Origin of the sequence: Alishewanella maricola, assembly GCF_016343785.1 — a bacterium.
GTDB classification, from domain to species: Bacteria; Pseudomonadota; Gammaproteobacteria; order Enterobacterales; family Alteromonadaceae; genus Alishewanella; species Alishewanella maricola.
The window spans coordinates 82,207-101,122 of sequence record NZ_JAEINI020000008.1 but is presented as its reverse complement, the minus strand read 5'-3'; the positions used below and the strand labels follow the sequence as shown (position 1 = coordinate 101,122).

Annotated in this window: 13 protein-coding genes; 8 read left to right on the top strand and 5 right to left on the bottom strand. The window is 47.0% G+C overall.

Annotated features, from left to right (window positions below):
• The first annotated feature begins 3 nt into the window (after positions 1–3).
• Positions 4–1,200, top strand: coding sequence for a class I SAM-dependent methyltransferase (locus JAO78_RS12360; protein ID WP_226751668.1), 1,197 nt, complete (start codon positions 4–6; stop codon positions 1,198–1,200).
• 4 nt (positions 1,201–1,204) lie between these two features.
• Here JAO78_RS12360 and JAO78_RS12355 read toward each other — a convergent pair whose 3' ends face one another.
• Both JAO78_RS12355 and ggt read right to left on the bottom strand, forming a co-directional pair.
• A complete protein-coding gene (locus tag JAO78_RS12355) occupies positions 1,205–2,185 on the bottom strand; it encodes an extracellular catalytic domain type 2 short-chain-length polyhydroxyalkanoate depolymerase (RefSeq protein ID WP_226751667.1) in 981 nt (326 codons plus the stop codon).
• Positions 2,186–2,274: 89 nt separating this feature from the next.
• A complete protein-coding gene (gene ggt, locus JAO78_RS12350) occupies positions 2,275–3,897 on the bottom strand; it encodes a gamma-glutamyltransferase (protein WP_439647512.1) in 1,623 nt (540 codons plus the stop codon).
• Positions 3,898–4,375: 478 nt separating this feature from the next.
• Here ggt and JAO78_RS12345 point away from each other — a divergent pair, with 478 nt between their 5' ends.
• From JAO78_RS12345 to JAO78_RS12330, 4 genes are all read left to right on the top strand, one after another.
• The gene (locus JAO78_RS12345) at positions 4,376–5,383 is read left to right on the top strand and encodes an isoaspartyl peptidase/L-asparaginase family protein (RefSeq protein WP_226751665.1); all 1,008 of its coding nucleotides are present in this window, start codon (positions 4,376–4,378) and stop codon (positions 5,381–5,383) included.
• A gap of 76 nt (positions 5,384–5,459) precedes the next feature.
• Positions 5,460–5,879: a CBS domain-containing protein gene (locus JAO78_RS12340; protein ID WP_226751664.1), complete on the top strand. Its 420-nt coding sequence runs from the start codon at positions 5,460–5,462 to the stop codon at positions 5,877–5,879.
• Between the two features lie 161 nt (positions 5,880–6,040).
• Positions 6,041–9,925, top strand: coding sequence for an ATP-dependent RNA helicase HrpA (gene hrpA / locus JAO78_RS12335; protein ID WP_226751663.1), 3,885 nt, complete (start codon positions 6,041–6,043; stop codon positions 9,923–9,925).
• Between the two features lie 61 nt (positions 9,926–9,986).
• A complete protein-coding gene (locus JAO78_RS12330) occupies positions 9,987–10,286 on the top strand; it encodes a PilZ domain-containing protein (protein ID WP_226751662.1) in 300 nt (99 codons plus the stop codon).
• Between the two features lie 209 nt (positions 10,287–10,495).
• Here the strand turns inward: JAO78_RS12330 and JAO78_RS12325 are convergent, their stop codons facing one another.
• Entirely contained in the window at positions 10,496–11,701 is a 1,206-nt protein-coding gene (locus JAO78_RS12325) for a class I SAM-dependent rRNA methyltransferase (protein ID WP_226751661.1), read from the bottom strand.
• 95 nt (positions 11,702–11,796) lie between these two features.
• Here JAO78_RS12325 and JAO78_RS12320 point away from each other — a divergent pair, with 95 nt between their 5' ends.
• On the top strand, positions 11,797–12,798 hold the full coding sequence (locus JAO78_RS12320) for an NAD(P)H-quinone oxidoreductase (protein WP_226751660.1): 1,002 nt from the start codon (positions 11,797–11,799) through the stop codon (positions 12,796–12,798).
• 39 nt (positions 12,799–12,837) lie between these two features.
• Complete coding sequence (locus JAO78_RS12315) at positions 12,838–14,301, top strand: hypothetical protein (RefSeq protein WP_226751659.1); 1,464 nt, start codon at positions 12,838–12,840, stop codon at positions 14,299–14,301.
• Between the two features lie 35 nt (positions 14,302–14,336).
• On the opposite strand, the gene JAO78_RS12310 is transcribed toward JAO78_RS12315, so the two are convergent.
• Both JAO78_RS12310 and metG read right to left on the bottom strand, forming a co-directional pair.
• Positions 14,337–15,794, bottom strand: a complete 1,458-nt coding sequence (locus JAO78_RS12310) for an MFS transporter (RefSeq protein WP_226751658.1) — start codon at positions 15,792–15,794, stop codon at positions 14,337–14,339.
• A gap of 33 nt (positions 15,795–15,827) precedes the next feature.
• Positions 15,828–17,888, bottom strand: coding sequence for a methionine--tRNA ligase (metG, locus tag JAO78_RS12305; protein ID WP_226751657.1), 2,061 nt, complete (start codon positions 17,886–17,888; stop codon positions 15,828–15,830).
• A gap of 129 nt (positions 17,889–18,017) precedes the next feature.
• Between metG and JAO78_RS12300 the strand changes: the two genes are divergently transcribed.
• The gene (locus tag JAO78_RS12300) at positions 18,018–18,914 is read left to right on the top strand and encodes an Mrp/NBP35 family ATP-binding protein (RefSeq protein ID WP_226751656.1); all 897 of its coding nucleotides are present in this window, start codon (positions 18,018–18,020) and stop codon (positions 18,912–18,914) included.
• Positions 18,915–18,916: the final 2 nt, after the last annotated feature.

The following is an 18,916-nucleotide window of genomic DNA, read 5'->3' as shown; positions in this document are numbered from 1 at the left end:
GCGATGCAAGTGCAAGCAAACTATCAACAGTTTATCGAAGTGTTACAGCACGCCCTGCGGGCTGAGCAACTGGTGAAAGTGGTGTTGAGTAAATACCACGGCCTCGAAGCCGCTCTACAACGCTTAGAAATGACACCCGTGCAACTTAAAGCACAATGGCAATTAAAGTGTGTTTATCATTATCAAACGAATCACATCACAAAAAACCTATTACCAGAGCAGGCCCTTAGCCTAATTGCCGGCTTAGTACAGAATGACTTTCGGCAAGCGAATTTACAAACAAGCACACAGCAATGTCAGCTTAGTTTAAGTAAAAAAGGCAAGTTTTTATTAAGCTGCCAAACCCAACACACGCAAACGGTCAGTGTGGCCAGTCATAATCGGCAAAAGCAGCGCTATGTCGAGCAAAGCCAGCCGTTTTTAAAAGCGTTAGGGGTCACTGATCAGCAAGGTCAGATTATTCCGGCGCTATCCAATAAATGGAAACAGCTGAATAAGTTTGTCGAAATTTTAGCGGCTGCGGTAAAAGAAACCGGTTTGAGTCAGCGGCAACAGTTACGCGTAGCCGATTTTGGCTCGGGTAAGGCTTATTTAACCTTTGCTATGCATGATTACTTTACTCATACCTTAGGTCTAACGGTGCAGGTTACCGGTGTAGAGTTGCGCCAACCTTTAGTGGATTTATGTAATAACACGGCGCAAACGCTGGGGTTAAGCGGGCTGGATTTTGAACAAGGTGATGTAAAGCACTTTAAAGCTCGGGGCATTAATATTATGGTGGCGTTACATGCTTGTGATACCGCGACGGATCACGCACTGCATATGGGGATCCGTACCGGAGCTGAGATCATCATGTGCTCACCCTGTTGTCATAAAGAAATTCGCCCTCAGGTACGCTTACCCGACGTGCTAGCCCCCATGCTACAGCATGGTATACATTTGGGGCAGGAAGCAGAAATGCTCACCGACAGTTTGCGCGCATTGCTATTAGAAGCACACGGCTATCAGACCAAGGTGTTTGAGTTTATTTCGTTGGAACATACCAGTAAGAACAAAATGATCTTAGCAACAAAGCGCCAAAGCCCTGAGGATAATAGCGCTGTGTTAGCCAAGATTGCCGCTTTAAAGCAGTTTTATGGAGTAGAGCAGCATTGTTTGGAGCAATTATTGGCGGCGTCCGCAAACACCGCCTCTTGTTAGAGTGTTAACGCAGAGCCGCCGCCAATTGTTTTACGGCAAGGTTCTGTGGGCCTTTTTTGGTGAGGTAATTGCTTGCGCTATAGCCCCACCAATCCCAACAGCCAAACGGGTTTAACGTGCTTTTTTCAACTTGCGGATATAACACCACCAGTTGATTGGCTTCAGCATAGTCATTTAAACCGGTTTGTCGAAGATAGGCTTCTCCGATCTGGCTAGCGTCTTGTCGACAGCCATGAAAGCTAATGTGCAAGTCACAACGTTGACCGGCAGCACAGCTTTGTGGGATATACACATAACCATATTGTGCTAACTGACCTTGGCTGGCGGGTGCTAACTGGTGTTGATCCAGTTTCAGTAACTGACCAATCGGATCCGTAGCGGCTTTTAAAGGTTTAGCCAAGATATGGCCCAGTAGTTTTGCTGCAGCGTCATACTGACAACTGGCGATAAAAGGTGATTCTGATTTATCACACTCAGTCAAACCGGCTTTTGCCGTGGGAAAGTGGTGAGCAAAAGGTTGATCGGCCACAACGGCTAACTGCGCTGCAGGTAACCAATGAGTATATTGTTTGGCTAAGGCCGCGCCGACTTTAGCTGACACGGTTTGATCGGCACTGCCATTGAACAACCACACTTTAGCGCCTTGTACCGCGCTCAGTGGTGCTAATTCTCCCGCCTCGCGTAACTGATTCAGTTTCGTTTCAATAGAGGCTAAATCAGGCTCTGAGTTCGGGTTCGCCATGCAGTGCCCCATAGCAATACGTAAATCGCCTTGAGCACAGTTAACCGGCCCAGCGGCTAAAATGGCGACCCCCGTCACTTCTTCAGCATAAGCTTGATGAAACTGACCGGCCATATACCCGCCGGAAGACAAGCCTGAAACGGTGATATTTGCGGTTAAATTCAATTTAGGTAAGGGTTCGCTGGCCGCGAGAGAGGTACTGACTACCATAGCACTGAGCACAGCTAAACGACATGACAACATAGTCACTCCAAAAATAACAATTAGATGCCTTACTATCGGTCAGCATGCGACTAACGACAATAAGGCTTTAGTACAGTAGCGAGCGGTAATTAATCTTCAACCAGTAAGGCTACACCGCGACCTCGTGGATCGGCCACGGCGATCGGTGTCTGATTTTCAATTTTAATTAATTGAATATCGCCAAGGTTCCAGTTTGGCGTGTGAAGCTGATATCCACGCTGTTTTAACTCTGCTGCCACTTCGCTGGCTAAATTGGCATAGGGTTCTAAGCGAATTTGATCTTGAGGTAATAATTGATGATGAAACCGCAGCGCAGCTACCGCAGCAGCGGGAGTCATTTTATAATCGTAAATATTCAGCATCACCTGAAAGATACTGGTGAAAATGGTTGAGCCACCGGGTGTGCCAATCACTAATTCCAGTTTTTGATCTTTTAACACAATACTCGGCGTCATCGAAGATAACATGCGTTTTTTCGGCGCAATGGCATTGGCATCGCTACCAACCACACCAAAAGCGTTCGGCACACCGGCTTTGGCAGAAAAATCATCCATTTCATTATTCAATAAAAAGCCTGCATCGGTTACCACAACACCACTGCCATAATCTAAATTCAGGGTATAGGTATTTGACACCGCATTACCGGCTTTATCGACGATGGAAAAATGCGTGGTTTGCTCAGATTCTAAACCCGGGCGTACTTTTGCCGTCTCTGAAATAGCCTTGGCATTCACTTCACTGGCGCGCTTAGCTAAGTAACGCTGATCGAGTAAGCGTTGCTGTGGTACTTCAGTAAAATCAGGATCACCAAGATAATCGGCACGATCGGCAAAAACGCGTTTTTCGATTTCGGCAATTAAGTGAACGTATTGGGCCGAGTTATGGCTGACATTAGCAAAGTGTGGGGCATTCAGATCTTTTAACGTCAGCAATTGAATTAACGCAATACCTCCTGAGCTAGGCGGTGCGACGGTTATCAATTGTTTATCGCGCCAAGTAGTCACAATAGGGTTACGCCAGACTGCCCGATAATTGGCTAAGTCTTCGGCACTGATTAAACCTTGCCCCCTTGCCATTTCAGCTAACAGTAATTTTGCGGTTTCACCTTGGTAAAAATCGGCTGGGCCATGCTCAGCAATTCGGCTTAAGGTTTTTGCTAAAGCCGGTTGTTTAAACTGTTCGCCTGGGCGCATTGCGCCAAAATAGTCAGCAAAGTTTGTCCGTCCGGCATAACGTTGAAGCGCATTCCCTTCATAATGATAGGCTTTATCTGGCACGGTAAAGCCTTCCTCTGCCAGTTTAATCGCTGGCGCGACTAAAGTTGCCCAAGGCAAGCTGCCGAATTGCTGGTGTGCTTGCCACAAGCCCATGACGGTACCTGGCACGCCCGAAGCTCGATGACCCACTAAGCTCATGCCTTCAATCACTTCACCTTCGGCATTTAAATACATATCACGGTGCGCTTTTGCCGGTGCCATTTCCCGATAGTCAAGAAAATAGGCTTTATTGTTAAACCACAGTGTCATAAAGCCACCGCCACCGATATTGCCTGCCTCAGGATAGGTTACTGCTAAGGTTAAAGCCGTAGCCACTGCTGCATCAACGGCATTGCCGCCTTGTTTTAGCACCGCAGCCGCTACTTCTGCACCATAACGATCTGGGCTGGCGACCGCACCGGCGCTAAGGGCGTTTTCTGCCTGCACGGGAGACATAACGGTGAGACAAACAATCAGCCCTAAGCGGCTGAACGGACGAGTGAACAAAGACATAGCGAAGCTCCGAACAAAGATGAAACATAGAACATAGCATTGACGTTTAAGAAAAGAAATCGATGTTCTAATGCGTTTTTTGTCTTAGCAAAAATAAAGCGGCGTTGAGTGCTGTTTTGTAAAGCATTTATGGGCTAACTTAAGGCGGTCAGTGCCATCCAGCATGCAAGACACCTTCGATTGACTCAGCGCTTAGCAAGCGGCTGAACAACAAAAAAAGGCGCCCAATAAAGGCGCCAAGTGTCAGGTTAGTGTTGTATCACCAAAAATGCTAACAACGAGCATTAATATAAGCACTAACTGATTTTACGTTTTGATCTATCGCAAGAAATAGCATAATCAACCGATATACTTGCTGAGCCCGCTGAAATAACGTACATCTGATAGCAGAACTTATTCACTGAAAAAGGTAGAAAAGACGATGAAAGTTTCCGTTTTAGCGGCATTGCTAGGTGTTGCTTGTGTTAATGCATTTGCAGCAAGCCCCGTTGGTATTGTTATTCATGGTGGTGCAGGCACGATCAACAAAGCACAGATGACAACCGAGCAGCAACAAGCCTATGAAGCGGCGTTAACCCAAGCCGTAGAGCAGGGTTACGCGGTACTACAGCAAGGTGGTAGCAGCTTAGATGCCGTGACTGCTGCAGTGATGCTGTTGGAGGATTCACCGTTATTTAATGCGGGCAAGGGGGCGGTATATACCTTTGACGAGCAGCATGAATTGGATGCGTCAATCATGCAGGGACAAGACCGACAAGCCGGTGCCGTGGCGGGGATAAGTACGATTAAAAACCCCATTTTATTAGCGCGCGCCGTGATGGAGCAATCTGAGCATGTCATGTTTGCTGGCGCCGGAGCTGAAGCCTTTGCTGATACCTTACCACTTGAGCGAGTGAAAAATACCTATTACAACACCGAGTTTCGGTATGAAGCCTTGCAACGCGCTAAGCAAGCTATGGCACCGCAACCGCATCAGGCACAGATCCCATTTGATCCAGCCTGGCGCATGGGCACCGTGGGCGCGGTTGCGATAGATCAGGCTGGTAATTTAGCCGCTGCCACTTCAACTGGTGGTATGACCGCGAAACGCTATGGCCGCATTGGCGATGCTCCGGTGATCGGTGCCGGTAACTTTGCGGATAACAGCAGCTGTGCGGTTTCTGCGACAGGCCATGGTGAATACTTTATCCGCTATCAAGTGGCTTCTGATATCTGCGCACGGGTTAAATATCAAGGTAAAACGGCCTCTTTGGCCGCGCAAGAAGTCATGAGTGAACTGGCAAAAGTAGGGGGCACTGGCGGTGTTATTGTGGTGGACGCGGCCGGGCAATTAAGCTGGGCGTTTAATACTGAAGGGATGTACCGCGCAATGCGTGGCGCAGTCACGCCATTGCGGGTCGAAATTTTTAGTGACAACGCTGAGAATTAATCGTTAACACCCCATGCAAAATTAACCTGATGAGCTAAGCTTAAAAAGTTAACTAACAGGTTGTTGTGGGGGAAATATGGATTTACTGAAAGTCGCTGATTATATGAATAAGCATCCCGTGACGTTTAATGCGGAGATGCCAGTAGAAATGGCTGTTGATCGTTTAATTAAATGCCGACAAACCGGTGGGCCGGTTATTGATGAACGGCGCAAAATTATTGGGTTTATTTCAGAGCAAGATTGTTTAGCCCGAATGCTGATGTCAACCTATCACGATCAGCAATCGTTTAAAGTGTCAGATATTATGCAAACGAATGTGCTGACGGTTAAAGATTACTACGGCATCATTGATGTGGCACAAACGATGCTAAAAGCGCAGCCGAAACTCTATCCGGTTGTCGACGATGATGGTTTTTTACTGGGGATCATTACCCGTTCCGATGTGTTAGCGGCAATAGACAAGGAACTGCATTCGCATTACGGTAAAGTAGGTTAAACACTTACGCCTTAGTATATTTACACTTATTACGATAAGGTGGGTTAAACACTGACGCCTCAGTATATTTACACTTCAGTTAGCAGGCGGTGTCGCGTATTACTGGATTGCCGCACCCTTACTTGGTAGCATTGCGCCCTCTTACTTCTGAGGGCGTTATTTTGTCTGCTACAGCACCATTTTCTGTTTCCGAATGTTACGCAAAATTGGCTGATTGCTTACTGCAAGATCAGTTTCGTTTCCGTCGCCAATTATCTGCGCTAAAAAAACTTGCTGACGTTGCTGCACAACAAAGTAAATTGTCTCGGCTTTGTGCCGATATTGAGCGCTCCATGGCGCTGCGCCAAGTGCGGGCGAAAGCTGTGCCGGCGCTTCATTACCCTCAAGAGTTACCGGTTGTTGCTAAAAAAGATGACATTAAAGCCGCCATTGCTGCGCATCAAGTGGTGATCATTGCCGGTGAAACCGGTTCGGGTAAAACCACTCAGATCCCGAAAATTTGTTTAGAGTTAGGCCGAGGTGTGGCCGGTACGATTGGCCATACCCAGCCCCGCCGTCTTGCCGCCAGCAGTGTTTGTGCGCGTTTAGCTGAAGAATTAGATTGTCAGGTTGGGCAGCAAGTTGGTTATAAAATCCGCTTTGGCGATCATACTCATGCCGACACCTTAATAAAGTTAATGACTGACGGTATTTTGCTGACCGAGATGCAGCATGACCGGTTTTTAAATCAATACGATACGTTGATCATTGATGAAGCGCATGAACGCAGCTTAAATATCGATTTCTTATTAGGTTATTTGAAGCAATTATTACCGAAGCGTCCTGATTTAAAAGTCATTATTACTTCTGCGACAATTGATCCGGAACGGTTTTCTAAGCATTTTTTCGATGCGCCTATTGTTGAAGTGTCGGGGCGAACTTATCCGGTAGAAGTGCGTTATCGCCCTTACAGTGAACTGGATGATAAAGATGGCGATCAGCTGCAAGGTATCTTTGATGCCGTCAATGAGCTCTATCAAGAGCCGCCAGGTGACATTTTAATTTTCTTAAACGGTGAGCGTGAAATTCGTGATACGGCCGATGCGCTAGAAAAACTGCAATTACCGCACACCGAAGTTTTACCACTGTATGCGCGGCTAAGTGCTGCTGAGCAAAATCGGATTTTTCAGCAACATGCAGGCCGACGCATCGTGTTATCAACCAACGTGGCCGAAACCTCCTTAACGGTACCAGGGATCCGTTATGTGATCGATCCGGGTACTGCGCGTATTTCGCGCTATAGCTATCGCTCCAAAGTACAACAATTACCCATTGAAGCGATCAGTCAAGCGAGCGCGAATCAACGTAAAGGCCGCTGTGGTCGGGTTGCTGCCGGTATTTGTATTCGTTTATATAGCGAAGAAGACTTTATCGGACGCCCCGAGTTTACCGATCCGGAGATCCTGCGTACGAACCTTGCATCGGTGATTATGCAAATGCTGGCGCTGGGATTAGGTGATATTGAAGCCTTTCCTTTTTTACAAAAACCCGATAGCCGCTTCGTCAATGATGGTTTAAAACTATTAGAAGAGCTCAGTGCAATTGCACAGCAGCGCGGTAAAGATCCACTAAAATTAACCGCGTTAGGAAAGCAACTGGCACGTTTACCTATCGATCCGCGTTTAGCTCGGATGGTGATAGCCGCCAGTGATAATGGCGCCTTGCGGGAAGTGTTAGTGATTGTGGCGGCGTTATCGATCCAAGATCCGCGAGAGCGGCCACTGGATAAACAGCAAAAAGCCGATGAATTACATAGCCGCTTTGCCGATCCGGATTCGGATTTTAGCAGTTGGCTTAAACTGTGGGATCACCTGCAACAACAGCAAGATGCCTTAACGAATAATCAATTTCGCCGCAACTGCCGGTTAGAATTTTTAAACTACCTACGTGTGCGCGAGTGGCAAGATCTCGTTGCGCAATTAAGCCAGGTGGCCCAAGAGCAGCAACTGAAAAGCAACGAGCAAGCCGCGAATTATCAGCAAGTGCATATGTCATTGTTAAGCGGTTTATTAGGGCAAATTGGCTGTAAAGACAGCGAAGCCGATTATTTGGGCCCGCGGCAAACCCGTTTTTATGCTTTTCCGGGCAGCCATTTGTTTAAACGCAAACCTAAATGGGTTATGGCCGCCGAATGGGTTGAAACCAGCCGTTTGTATGCGCGAAGTTTAGCTAAAATTGAACCCGAGTGGGTTGAACCCTTGGCGCAGCATTTGGTTAACCGCAGTTACAGTGAACCGCATTGGGAAAAGAAAAAAGGCGCTGTCGTCGCTTATGAACAAGTGACGTTATACGGTGTGATCATTGTTGGAAAAAGACCGGTTCTGTATAGCCGTATTGATGAAGCCGTGTCCCACCAATTGTTTATTCGCGAAGGCTTGATTAATGGCGAGTCGGGGCTACAAGATGCATTCTTACAACACAATCAGCAATTAATTGAGCAGGTGCAATCGCTCGAAGAGAAATCTCGGCGTCGCGATATTTTAATCGATGATGATGCGTTAGCCAGTTTTTATGCTGAGCGTATTCCCGTGTATGCTAATAATCGTGTTGATTTTATTAAATGGTGGAAGAAAAAACGGCAACAAGATGCGACTTTTTTAAATTTCGATCCTGATGCTTTATTACAGCGGGATGCCTCAGATATTACCTCGGCTAAATTTCCAGAAAGCTGGCAGCAGGGAAATTTAACCTTACCATTAGAATACCATTTTGCACCTGGTGAACCTGATGATGGTGTCAGTGTATTGATCCCGCTGGCGCTGCTGAATCAGGTTGAAAATACCGGTTTTGATTGGTTGATCCCAGCATTACGTCATGAATTACTGGTGGCTTTGATTAAATCGTTACCAAAAAACTTGCGGCGTAATTTTGTGCCCGCGCCAAATTACGCCGATGCCTTGTTGCAAAGCATTCAACCAGAGGATGGCCCTCTGTTAGACGTTGTTACGTATAAATTAAAACGAATGTCGGGGCTGAATATTCCAGAAGATGCTTGGGAGCTATCAGGCTTAGCGGCGCATTTGCGAATGAATTTTAAAATTGTCGATGAGCGCAAGCTCGTGGCTCAGGGGCGTTCGTTGGCTTTGTTAAAACAGCAGCTGCAAGGTGAAGTACAGCAAAGCCTTAGCGAAGTGGCAGAGCAGGGTATTGAGCAAGCGGCGCTGACGAACTGGACCTTTGGTGATTTACCGCAAGAGTATGTCAAGCTGCAAGCGGGTTTTGAAATTAAAGCCTTTCCGGCTTTAATTGATGAAGGCGATAGTGTCGCCATTCGGCTGTTGGATAATCCGCAGCGCGCGCAACAAGAACATATCAAAGGCTTACGTCGCTTATTATTGCTGAATATTCCATCCCCAGTGAAGTATTTACAAGATACGTTACCTAACCGCGCCAAATTGGGTTTGTACTTTAATCCGTTTGGTAAGGTATTAGAGCTGATTGATGATTGTATTGCGGCAGCCACCGATGAGTTAATTACGCAAGCACTGCCGGTACAAGATGCCAACGCGTTTCAGCAGCTAAAAGAGCGCTTACGTGCTGATTTAGCTGAACGGGTGCGGCAAATTGCGCTGCAGGTTGAGCGGATCCTTAATCAGTATCACGAAATTCAAAAGCGTTTGAAGGGCAAAGTCGATTTGGCGCATTATCAGGCGCAAGCCGATGTGAAAAGTCAATTAGAGCAATTGATTTTTAAAGGCTTTGTTACAAAACATGGCGCTTCGCGTATGGACGATTTACTGCGTTATCTCAGTGCTATGGTGAAGCGTTTAGAAAAACTGCCGGTCGATCCAAATCGAGATCGTTTGTTAATGCACGAATATCAACATGCCGAACAAGCCTATTTGCAACTACTTGGCAAATTTGCTGGGCAACCCTTACCTGAGGCCGTAAGCGCGATAAGTTGGATGCTACAAGAGCTAAAAGTATCTCAGCATGCGCAGCAATTGGGTACGCCTTATCCCATTTCTGCGAAGCGGATCCTTAATGCCGTACAAGAGCTTAAATAATATACTTGCAGGCTGTGTTAAGCTTGCTAAGATTAAGGTTAAGTTGTTTAAGGAAATCGATATGGTAAACAGGAATGATAACCGGCATTTTTACCGCATGATGGTAAATGCTGATGTAAAGCTGATGATTAACGACCCAGAAGCTGCCCGAGTGGTAGATGGGGTTTGTCGTGATTTAAGTGCTTCGGGAATGTCGGTTGAAACCGATGAGTTGATAGAGTTAGGCACTTTAATTCGCATCCGTTTAGAATCGCCGAATGCCAGCGTACCGCCGCTTGATGCGACGGCTAAGGTGATGCGTTGCAGTCAAGACAGCGAAGAGAGCTACAATTTGGGATTAGCTTTCATCGAGCTTAACTAAAGCGGTTAATCACTCTGTCTCTATAAAACGTTGCTATGCCTTTTAATAAAAAGGCATAGCAACTTTATTTATTGGCTGATGCTAGCAACATTGCCATGTAGTGTACTGCTGCTGACATATTCTCATGTCAATTACATCACACTGACATACTCTGTCATACAGAGCTTTAATCTGCATTGCTGTAAATTTTCAGCAAATCTCAAGCGGCCTTAATATATTTTGCAAATTAAGCCTTTCAAGTAAAAGCCTTCAGGAAAAAAGCTGGCAATCAGATGGTCACTGTCTTGTTGTAAGCGTTCGATAAACGAACAATCTCGCTTGGCATCCAGCGCCGCATCGGCCACGACTTTTTGAAATAATGCTTCTTCAATTAAGCCTGAGCAAGAAAAGGTGAAGAGCAAACCGCCAGGTTTAACTAATTGCATCGCTAAGCGGTTTATATCTTTGTAACCCCGACAGGCACCATTGAGTTGTGATTTATTATCCGCAAACTTCGGCGGGTCTAATATAATCATATCAAAGGTTTTGCCTTCTTCTTGATACTGTCGTAATAACTTAAACACATCGGCCTTTGTATGGGTGAGGGCATTTAAATCTAAGTGATTAAGCTCGGCGTTACGGCTGGCGGTAGTTAAGGCTAACTCTGACATATCCACGTTAGTCACATGACGAGCACCGCCTAATAAAGCAGCTACGCCAAAGGTACCGGTATAGCTAAAGCAGTTTAAAATCTCGGCATTTTTCGCATACCGACGCACGGCTGCACGGCTGGCACGTTGATCGAGGTAAAAACCGGTTTTGTGGCCTTCAATAATATCAACAATCAGCGTCATACCGTGCTCTTTAATGAGCACTTCGCCGCTTTCGCGGGGTAAATGTAACCAGTCTTTAACCAGTGGTAAGCCTTCTTTTTTACGGATATCAACATCTGAACGCTCGTAAATACTGTGCTCAGGAAAAACCTGTTGCAAAGCGGTTACCAGCATTTTGCGTTTGGCATCCGCCCCCGCGGATAATAATTGCACCACCAATACATCGGCGAATTTATCGATAGTAATGCCGGGAAGATCGTCCGACTCGGCTGCTATGATGCGCAGGCCATTGGTATCTTCGGTATTAAAGACACTTTGACGGATCTGCCATGCTCGGCTGATTTTACGTACAAAGAAATCAACATCAATCGCTTCATCTTGTTGGAAAGTCCAGATGCGGGCGCGAATTTGTGAACTCGGTGAATAGGCTGCCCGTGCCAGCCATTGTCCTTTACTACTGAGTACTTCAACCGTGTCGCCGCGATTAGGGGTATTTAACACCTTATCTATGGCATTGGAAAACAGCCACGGATGGCGGCGGTTTAGAGCCTTTTCACGACCATCTTGCAAGACAATAGTAGGTAAGTTTACGGTTCTATTCATGATTTTATGTACGCTGTGCTAGACTAAATGGCGTATTTTAGAGAAGAGACCGACAAAGCTAAAGTAAATTCGTAAAGCTATCGTTATGGAGTGCTATGAACAAGCCAATTCCGCAGCAAATGCTTGCCGTTTCGGTACAGCAACCCGGTAAAAACAGTGTTTTAGTATGGCAAAGCCAACCTATACCAGAATTGATGACCGGTCAGCTATTAATTCAAGTAGCGGCTTGTGGGATTAATCGTGCTGATTTGATGCAGCGCCAAGGGTTGTATCCGCCACCGCCAGGCGATAGCGACATTTTAGGCTTAGAGGTGGCTGGCATCGTGGTGGCGGTGGCGGAGGCCCGTTTAGAGGCTTGGCTTGGCCGGCAAGTGTTTGGTTTAGTCAATGGTGGGGGTTATGCCGAATATGTGGTGATGCCAGAAGCGCATGCTATGCTCGTACCAACTGGCTGGACCATGGTTCAGGCTGCAGCAACCGCAGAAACCTTTTTAACGGCTTACCAATTATTATTTACCGAAGGCCAAGCGCAACCTGGCCAGCGTGTGCTTATTCATGCGGGGGCCAGTGGTGTTGGCACTTCTGCTATTCAATTAGCCAAAGCTAAAGGGTTGCATAGTGCCGTTACGGTGGGCAGTACTGACAAAGCCGAGGCATGTTTAAAGCTCGGTGCTGAATATGCTATCAACTATCGGCAGCAGCAGTTTAGTGACGTGTTAAAACAGTCTTGGCCAGAAGGCATTAATCTGATCTTAGATCCGGTTGCTGGGCCTTATATTAATCAAGACGTCGCCTTATTAGCTCAAGATGGTAAGATCATTATTTATGCGATGATGGGAGGACGCACGGTGCCCGAATTCGAACTAGTGCCGTTATTTCGAAAACGCGGCCAGCTTTGGTGTTCTACCTTACGTAATCGCGATTTAGCCTATAAGGGCAAGTTAACTGCGGACTTTATTCACGATTTTGCAGCAGATATGGCCCGCGGCAAGGTTACACCCGTGATCCAGCAACAATTTGCTGCCTCAGATGTCGAGCAAGCACACCAACTGCTGGCGTCGAATCAAACCATTGGTAAATTAGTTTTAACATTTTAATTGATTGGTGTTTCGCCAAGTGAAAGGACGACATAACGCATGGCAGTTAGTTTTGGCAAGGCCAACTATGCAAAAACGGTGCAAAGGCTGATAGAGCGGATTTATAACCATAGTCCGTTGAAAGACTCTATTTATGAGCAAGCTGTGCTCTGGTTTGCCGCTAAGCCACAGGAAGATGCACAGGCTGCTGCGTTAGAGCAGCAATTGTATTTATTTGAAAACAATCACAGCGGCGCGAGAGGTAAGGCAGGCACAGCGCGTAATTTAAAAGAGGCCGAAAGCCAATCTCAAGAATTCAATAATCAAATTGAAGAGGCAAAATTTCAGCGTTATAGCGAGCTAGAAGCGATTTGTTATGACGTATTACAGCTATGCCAAAGTGACACCTTTGTGGATACGAACCAGCAAACTGCCAAGATGCTCGGTACGATCCAATTGATGTCGCCCACTAAAGGCCGACATGTCGCCAAAACCAACCAAAAAGTGCGTCATCTTTATAAAGCATTACTCAGCTTACGCCTGTTAGACCGTTTAGTCATGGACGGTCTGATTGATCATCCGTATATCATGGAATGTTATCAAGCCAGTAAAGAACTTCCTTATGCGGACAATGCTATTCACCATCCTTATCGCGATAATATTCATGTCACGGTGTTAATGGCGGCGATTTTACAAGATATCGGCCGTTGTCATCCCAGCTGTCAATTGCTGTTGAAAGGGCCTGAAGGTAACTTCGATGAGTTTCGTGAACTCGAGGCGGATGAGCGCAATACATTTTTACAAGACAGTTACACTGAAGCGTTTAACTATGTGCAGCATGCACTGAGTAAGGGCCGCTATCGTGGGCGCGCTCGTGATGAGCGAGATCGCTTTGTGCGTGATGAGGAGCAAAAACGTGAGTTATTGCTGTTGCTGCTGAAACAAGCGGCCCGGCCGCAAGAGGGCATTGGTAATGTGCTGCGGATCCCGCAAATCTATACTTCGATGGTGTTATCAACCAAGCAATCTTACAATTATGAAGATCTGCCAAAGGCCGCTTTGGCGCTAGATAAAAGTGCTGAGCTTGGCAAAATTAGTAAAAATAGTGTGGCGGGTTTTTTGCGGATTGTCGGGATGTTTCCGCAAGGTTATGGCTTGCCTTATATTCCAAAAGACTCTGATGGTAACGACATGGATCGTTATGAATACGCCATCGTTGCCGGGCTTTATCCGAGCAATTTCCGCCAGCCGTTTTGTCGTATTGTGACCTACAGTTTAACTTACCAAGCGTCTGCGCGAGCTTGTGTGTTAAGCATCGAAAATAACTTATATTTTGCGCCAGCCCGTAAAAAGCTTGAAGTGATCCCAGAAGAGCGTTTGTTAGATATTTTACGCAAGCTCGTTTACGACTTCCAAGAGCGCATGGCTTCACCGCTCATTCCAAAGTTTTGGCATCCTTATGATTATTTTCTACATACCAAAAACCAAAACTTGTGGAATAAAGCCATAGTGATCTCGAACTAAGCTAGCAAAGCACCCTAAGCCGAGCCAACTCTTGCTTAGGGTTTTGGGGGGGATTCAGGCTCTATCAAGCTGTCAGAGGGAGCGAAGGGGGGCGCATCTTCTTGGATATTGGGCACAAAGTTGTTGTGTTGTCCTGTCTGCTCAGAGGCAACCTCTGACTGGGCGACGCCTTCTGCAGTTGCTTCATTTGCTGTCGTGTTTTGTTCTGCTCGCGGCTCAACATCATCACGCATTTGTTGCTGTACCAGCTCTTCATCAACTCGCGGATCTAAAGCGGCCGCTAAAGGCGATGACACTAAATCACCCGAAGCCAGTTGATAATCGGAAGGTTGCTGTTCGGATAGCAGTCGGGTCGCCACTTTTTGGTTGTAATTGACCCGCGCCAAGCGCAAGAACAAGATCACACAACATACCGCCATATAGAGGTAAAGCATGCTATTACCAAACAGCTGCATGCTAAAAGAGGCCACTAAGGGCCCTAAGGTTGCACCAATACCAAAGGTCAGTAAAATGGTGGCGGATAGCGCGACACGCTCACTTTGTTCAATGCGCTGATTGGCCATGGCTGTCGCCAGCGGATATAAAGTAAAGGCGAGGATGCCAAAACAGAAGGTCGCCGCTAACAACAGTAGGGTGTTAAGAGGGACTAAGGCAATCACTAACACAATCAGGCCTAACAAAGCACTATTGACCCGGACCAGACGACTTCGCGGGATCCGATCCGATAGCTTACCCATCGGCCACTGCGCTAATAAGCCGGCTAAAATAGTGGCAGACATAAAACTGGCAACTTCGCTATTGCTAAGGCCAATACCCGCTGCAAAGGCAGGCGCTAAACCGTAAAACGAACCGGAAATCCCCCCCGCAATTAAAATGGTGGTGAGAGATTGCGGTACTTTACGCCAAAACGCCATGATTTTGAGCGGTGCAGGATGCAGCGGCTGTGGGTGGATGCGCCGAGTGAGCGCAATTGGCACAATGCAAAGCGCATAACAGATTCCAACCAGTAATAACGGCTCTATTCCCAGCTGTGGAAAGAACGACAACAGGGTTTGACCGCCTACCATGCCAAGGTAAGACACTATCATATAACCCGCAAACACTGAGCCACGCTGTGAGCTATCGGCTTGCTCGTTCAGCCAGCTTTCAAGCACCATATACTGACACATCATGCCGGTGCCAACGAGCAGACGCAGCAGCAACCAAATTTCAAGTGTATCGGTAAGTGCGTGGCACAGGGCCGAGGCCGTTACAATACTGGCGCTGGCCACAAAGGTGCGAATATGACCCACCCGCGCAATGAGTCTATGGCCTACTTTGGAGCCCGCAACCAGACCGAAATAGTAAGCCGACATCATGCCACCAATCCACAGCTGCTCGACACCATCGCGGGCTAATGACAACGCTAAGTAGGTGGTCAGTAGGCCGGCTCCCAACACCATAATCAGCGTGGTGGAAAACAGCGACGAAAAACTGCGAAATGGCGATGGCATCCTTTACCTCTAAGTGTTTAACTGTGTTACGCGTTACTTAACGCGCATGCCGGGCTGAGCACCGTCATCTGGGCTTAACAAGAAAATATCACTGCCGCCAGGCCCCGCTGCGAGCACCATACCTTCAGATAAACCAAAGCGCATTTTGCGTGCAGCTAAGTTAGCGACCATCACCGTTTGGCGACCGACGAGGCTTTCTGGAGTATAGGCTGCTTTAATGCCTGCGAATACCTGACGGGTTTCACCCGCACCAATATCTAAGGTTAATTGTACTAACTTGTCAGCGCCTTCAACTGGCGCAGCGGCAATAATTTTGGCGACGCGCAAATCGATTTTGACAAAATCATCAATGCTGATGGTGTCGCTAATCGGTTCACGCTGTGCACTTGCTATTGGCGCAGCAGCCGGTGCTTTTGCTTTTGCGACTGTGCTGCTGGCATCTGCTGTGGGTTGTAAGTTTTCGGTAGACGCCGCAACCATGGCTTGCACTTTAACCGGATCGACACGCTGCATTAAGGCTTTAAACGGGTTAATCGCATGATTTAATAAAGGGCTTTGGTAGTGTTGCCACAGCAGTTCGGTATTTAAAAAGGCTTCGCTATCCGCGGCCATTTTCGGTAACACCGGCTTAAGGTAATGCATTAACACGCGGAATAAGTTTAAACCCATAGAGCAAACATCATGCGTTTCTTGTTGTTTGCTCTCGTCTTTGGCTAATACCCAAGGCGCTTTGGCATCAATATATTGATTCGCACGATCAGCAAGCGCCATAATGTCGCGAATGGCCTTCGCAAATTCACGTTGCTCATAGCATTGCGCAATGCTGCTACCGGCATTAATAAAATCTTGATACAGCTCTGGCTCGGCCAGCGTTGCCGACAAGGTGCCATTAAAGCGCTTACTAATAAAACCGGCACAGCGACTGGCGATATTGACCACTTTGCCGACGAGATCAGCATTCACTTTTTGCGTGAAATCTTCGAGGTTTAAATCGAGATCGGTAATACCACTGGTTAATTTGCTGGCAAAATAATAGCGAAGGTATTCAGGATCTAAGTGCTCTAGATAGGTACGTGCTTTGATAAAGGTGCCGCGCGATTTTGACATTTTCGCGCCATTTACCGTGACAAAACCATGTGCATAAACCGCGTTGGGTTTGCGAAAGCCCGCGCCCTCTAACATGGCAGGCCAAAACAGGCTGTGGAAATAAATAATATCTTTGCCGATAAAATGATAAACCTCGGCATCTGAGCCGGGGGCCCAGAAGCTGTCAAAATCGACATTGATGCGATCGCACAAATTTTTAAAGCTGGCTAAATAGCCAATGGGGGCATCTAACCATACGTAAAAAAACTTGCCTGGCGCATCTGGAATTTCAAAGCCAAAGTAAGGCGCATCTCGGCTGATATCCCACATTTGGAGGCCATCTTTAAACCACTCTTGTAGTTTATTGGCCATTTCATCTTGCAAGGCACCGCTGCGCGTCCAGGTTTGCAACATTTCTGCAAAGGCCGGTAAGTCAAAGAAGTAATGTTCACTGTCTTTTAAAATGGGCGTTGCGCCTGACACAACCGACCGTGGATTTTTAACTTCTGTTGGGCTATAGGTTGCGCCGCAGACATCACAGCTGTCGCCATTTTGATCTTGTGCGCCGCACTTGGGGCAATCGCCTTTGACAAAACGATCCGGTAAAAACATGGATTTTTGTGGATCGTATAACTGGCTAATGACTTTACGTTTAATATGTCCCGCAGCGTTTAAGCGGTTATAAATGGTATTAGCAAACTCGCGGTTTTCTTCGCTGTGCGTAGAATGATAATTGTCAAAGGCTATGCCAAAGTCAGCAAAATCAGTGCTGTGTTCAATTTTAGTTTGCGCAATCATCTGCTCAGGACTAATACCTTGCTGCTGCGCTTTAAGCATAATCGGCGTGCCGTGGGCATCATCGGCACACACGTAATAACATTGATGGCCACGTGCTTTCTGAAAGCGGGCCCAAATGTCGGTTTGGATATATTCCAATAAATGACCAAGGTGGATGGGGCCGTTTGCATACGGCAGGGCGCTGGTGATCAGAATTTTCCGTGTTGACATTAAAGATCGCTCTTACATAAATGACTGAAAATATATGCGCTAATGATACTATAGCCGCCATTAAATCGCATCCGGCATTGTCAGATTGCTGGGAAAAATGCCACCCTTTTTGGTTTTTGAGGAGTCTCGATGTTTAATTGGCTGAAAAAATCAGCAGTAACCCAAACACCACAGGCTGAGCCTTGGCAAAACGCGTTGTTGGCAATTCGCCAACAGGCCCCGGTATTTAAAGCGATCCACACGGTTATTTTGGTCGCGTCGGGCAAAGGTGGCGTGGGTAAATCGACTACGGCTGCAAATTTGGCCATGGCGATGGCTAACGCGGGTGTACGCACCGGCTTGCTTGATGCCGACATTTATGGCCCTTCTTTACCTACCTTGTTTGGTTTAACGGGGCAAAAAGTTAGCTCGCCCGACAATAAATTAATGCAACCCCTGCAGCAGCATGGGGTAACATTACAATCTATTGGTTTTTTAGTGGATCCCGAGGTTGCCAGTGTTTGGCGTGGCCCAATGGCAAGCCAAGCTTTACTGCAACTGATTAACGAAACGATTTGGCCGGAATTGGATGTATTATTGATTGATTTACCCCCAGGCACCGGTGATATTCAGTTAACTTTGTCACAAAAGTTACCGGTAACCGGCGCGGTTGTGGTAACTACACCTCAAGATTTAGCACTGGCCGATGCCCAAAAAGCCATTAGTATGTTTCGCCAAGTGTCTATTCCTGTACTGGGCTTAGTTGAGAATATGAGCTTTTACCTTTGCCCAAGCTGTGGTGCGCATGATGATGTATTCGGTAGTGCCGGGGGGCTAAGGTTGGCTGAGCGCCATCAAGTCCCGGTACTAGGGCAATTACCTCTGCAAGGGAGTATTCGTCAGCAGTCGGATCTGGGCGTGGCGTTAACCCAAGGCGATGCGGCCATGGCCGCTTTGTATCATGATATTAGCTTATCGCTTTTACAGCGGGTAAGCGGTGAATTACCGGAGTACGCTTCGGTTGAAATTAAAATAACGGATGATTAAAC

Coding starts and splice junctions, on each gene's coding strand:
- JAO78_RS12330 (WP_226751662.1), top strand. CDS start 9,987: ATGGTAAACAGGAATGATAACCGGCATTTTTACCGCATGATGGTAAAT.
- JAO78_RS12320 (WP_226751660.1), top strand. CDS start 11,797: ATGAACAAGCCAATTCCGCAGCAAATGCTTGCCGTTTCGGTACAGCAA.
- JAO78_RS12300 (WP_226751656.1), top strand. CDS start 18,018: ATGTTTAATTGGCTGAAAAAATCAGCAGTAACCCAAACACCACAGGCT.
- JAO78_RS12360 (WP_226751668.1), top strand. CDS start 4: ATGCAAGTGCAAGCAAACTATCAACAGTTTATCGAAGTGTTACAGCAC.
- JAO78_RS12355 (WP_226751667.1), bottom strand. CDS start 2,185: ATGTTGTCATGTCGTTTAGCTGTGCTCAGTGCTATGGTAGTCAGTACC.
- JAO78_RS12310 (WP_226751658.1), bottom strand. CDS start 15,794: ATGCCATCGCCATTTCGCAGTTTTTCGTCGCTGTTTTCCACCACGCTG.
- JAO78_RS12315 (WP_226751659.1), top strand. CDS start 12,838: ATGGCAGTTAGTTTTGGCAAGGCCAACTATGCAAAAACGGTGCAAAGG.
- JAO78_RS12345 (WP_226751665.1), top strand. CDS start 4,376: ATGAAAGTTTCCGTTTTAGCGGCATTGCTAGGTGTTGCTTGTGTTAAT.
- JAO78_RS12325 (WP_226751661.1), bottom strand. CDS start 11,701: ATGAATAGAACCGTAAACTTACCTACTATTGTCTTGCAAGATGGTCGT.
- ggt (WP_439647512.1), bottom strand. CDS start 3,897: ATGTCTCCCGTGCAGGCAGAAAACGCCCTTAGCGCCGGTGCGGTCGCC.
- JAO78_RS12340 (WP_226751664.1), top strand. CDS start 5,460: ATGGATTTACTGAAAGTCGCTGATTATATGAATAAGCATCCCGTGACG.
- metG (WP_226751657.1), bottom strand. CDS start 17,888: ATGTCAACACGGAAAATTCTGATCACCAGCGCCCTGCCGTATGCAAAC.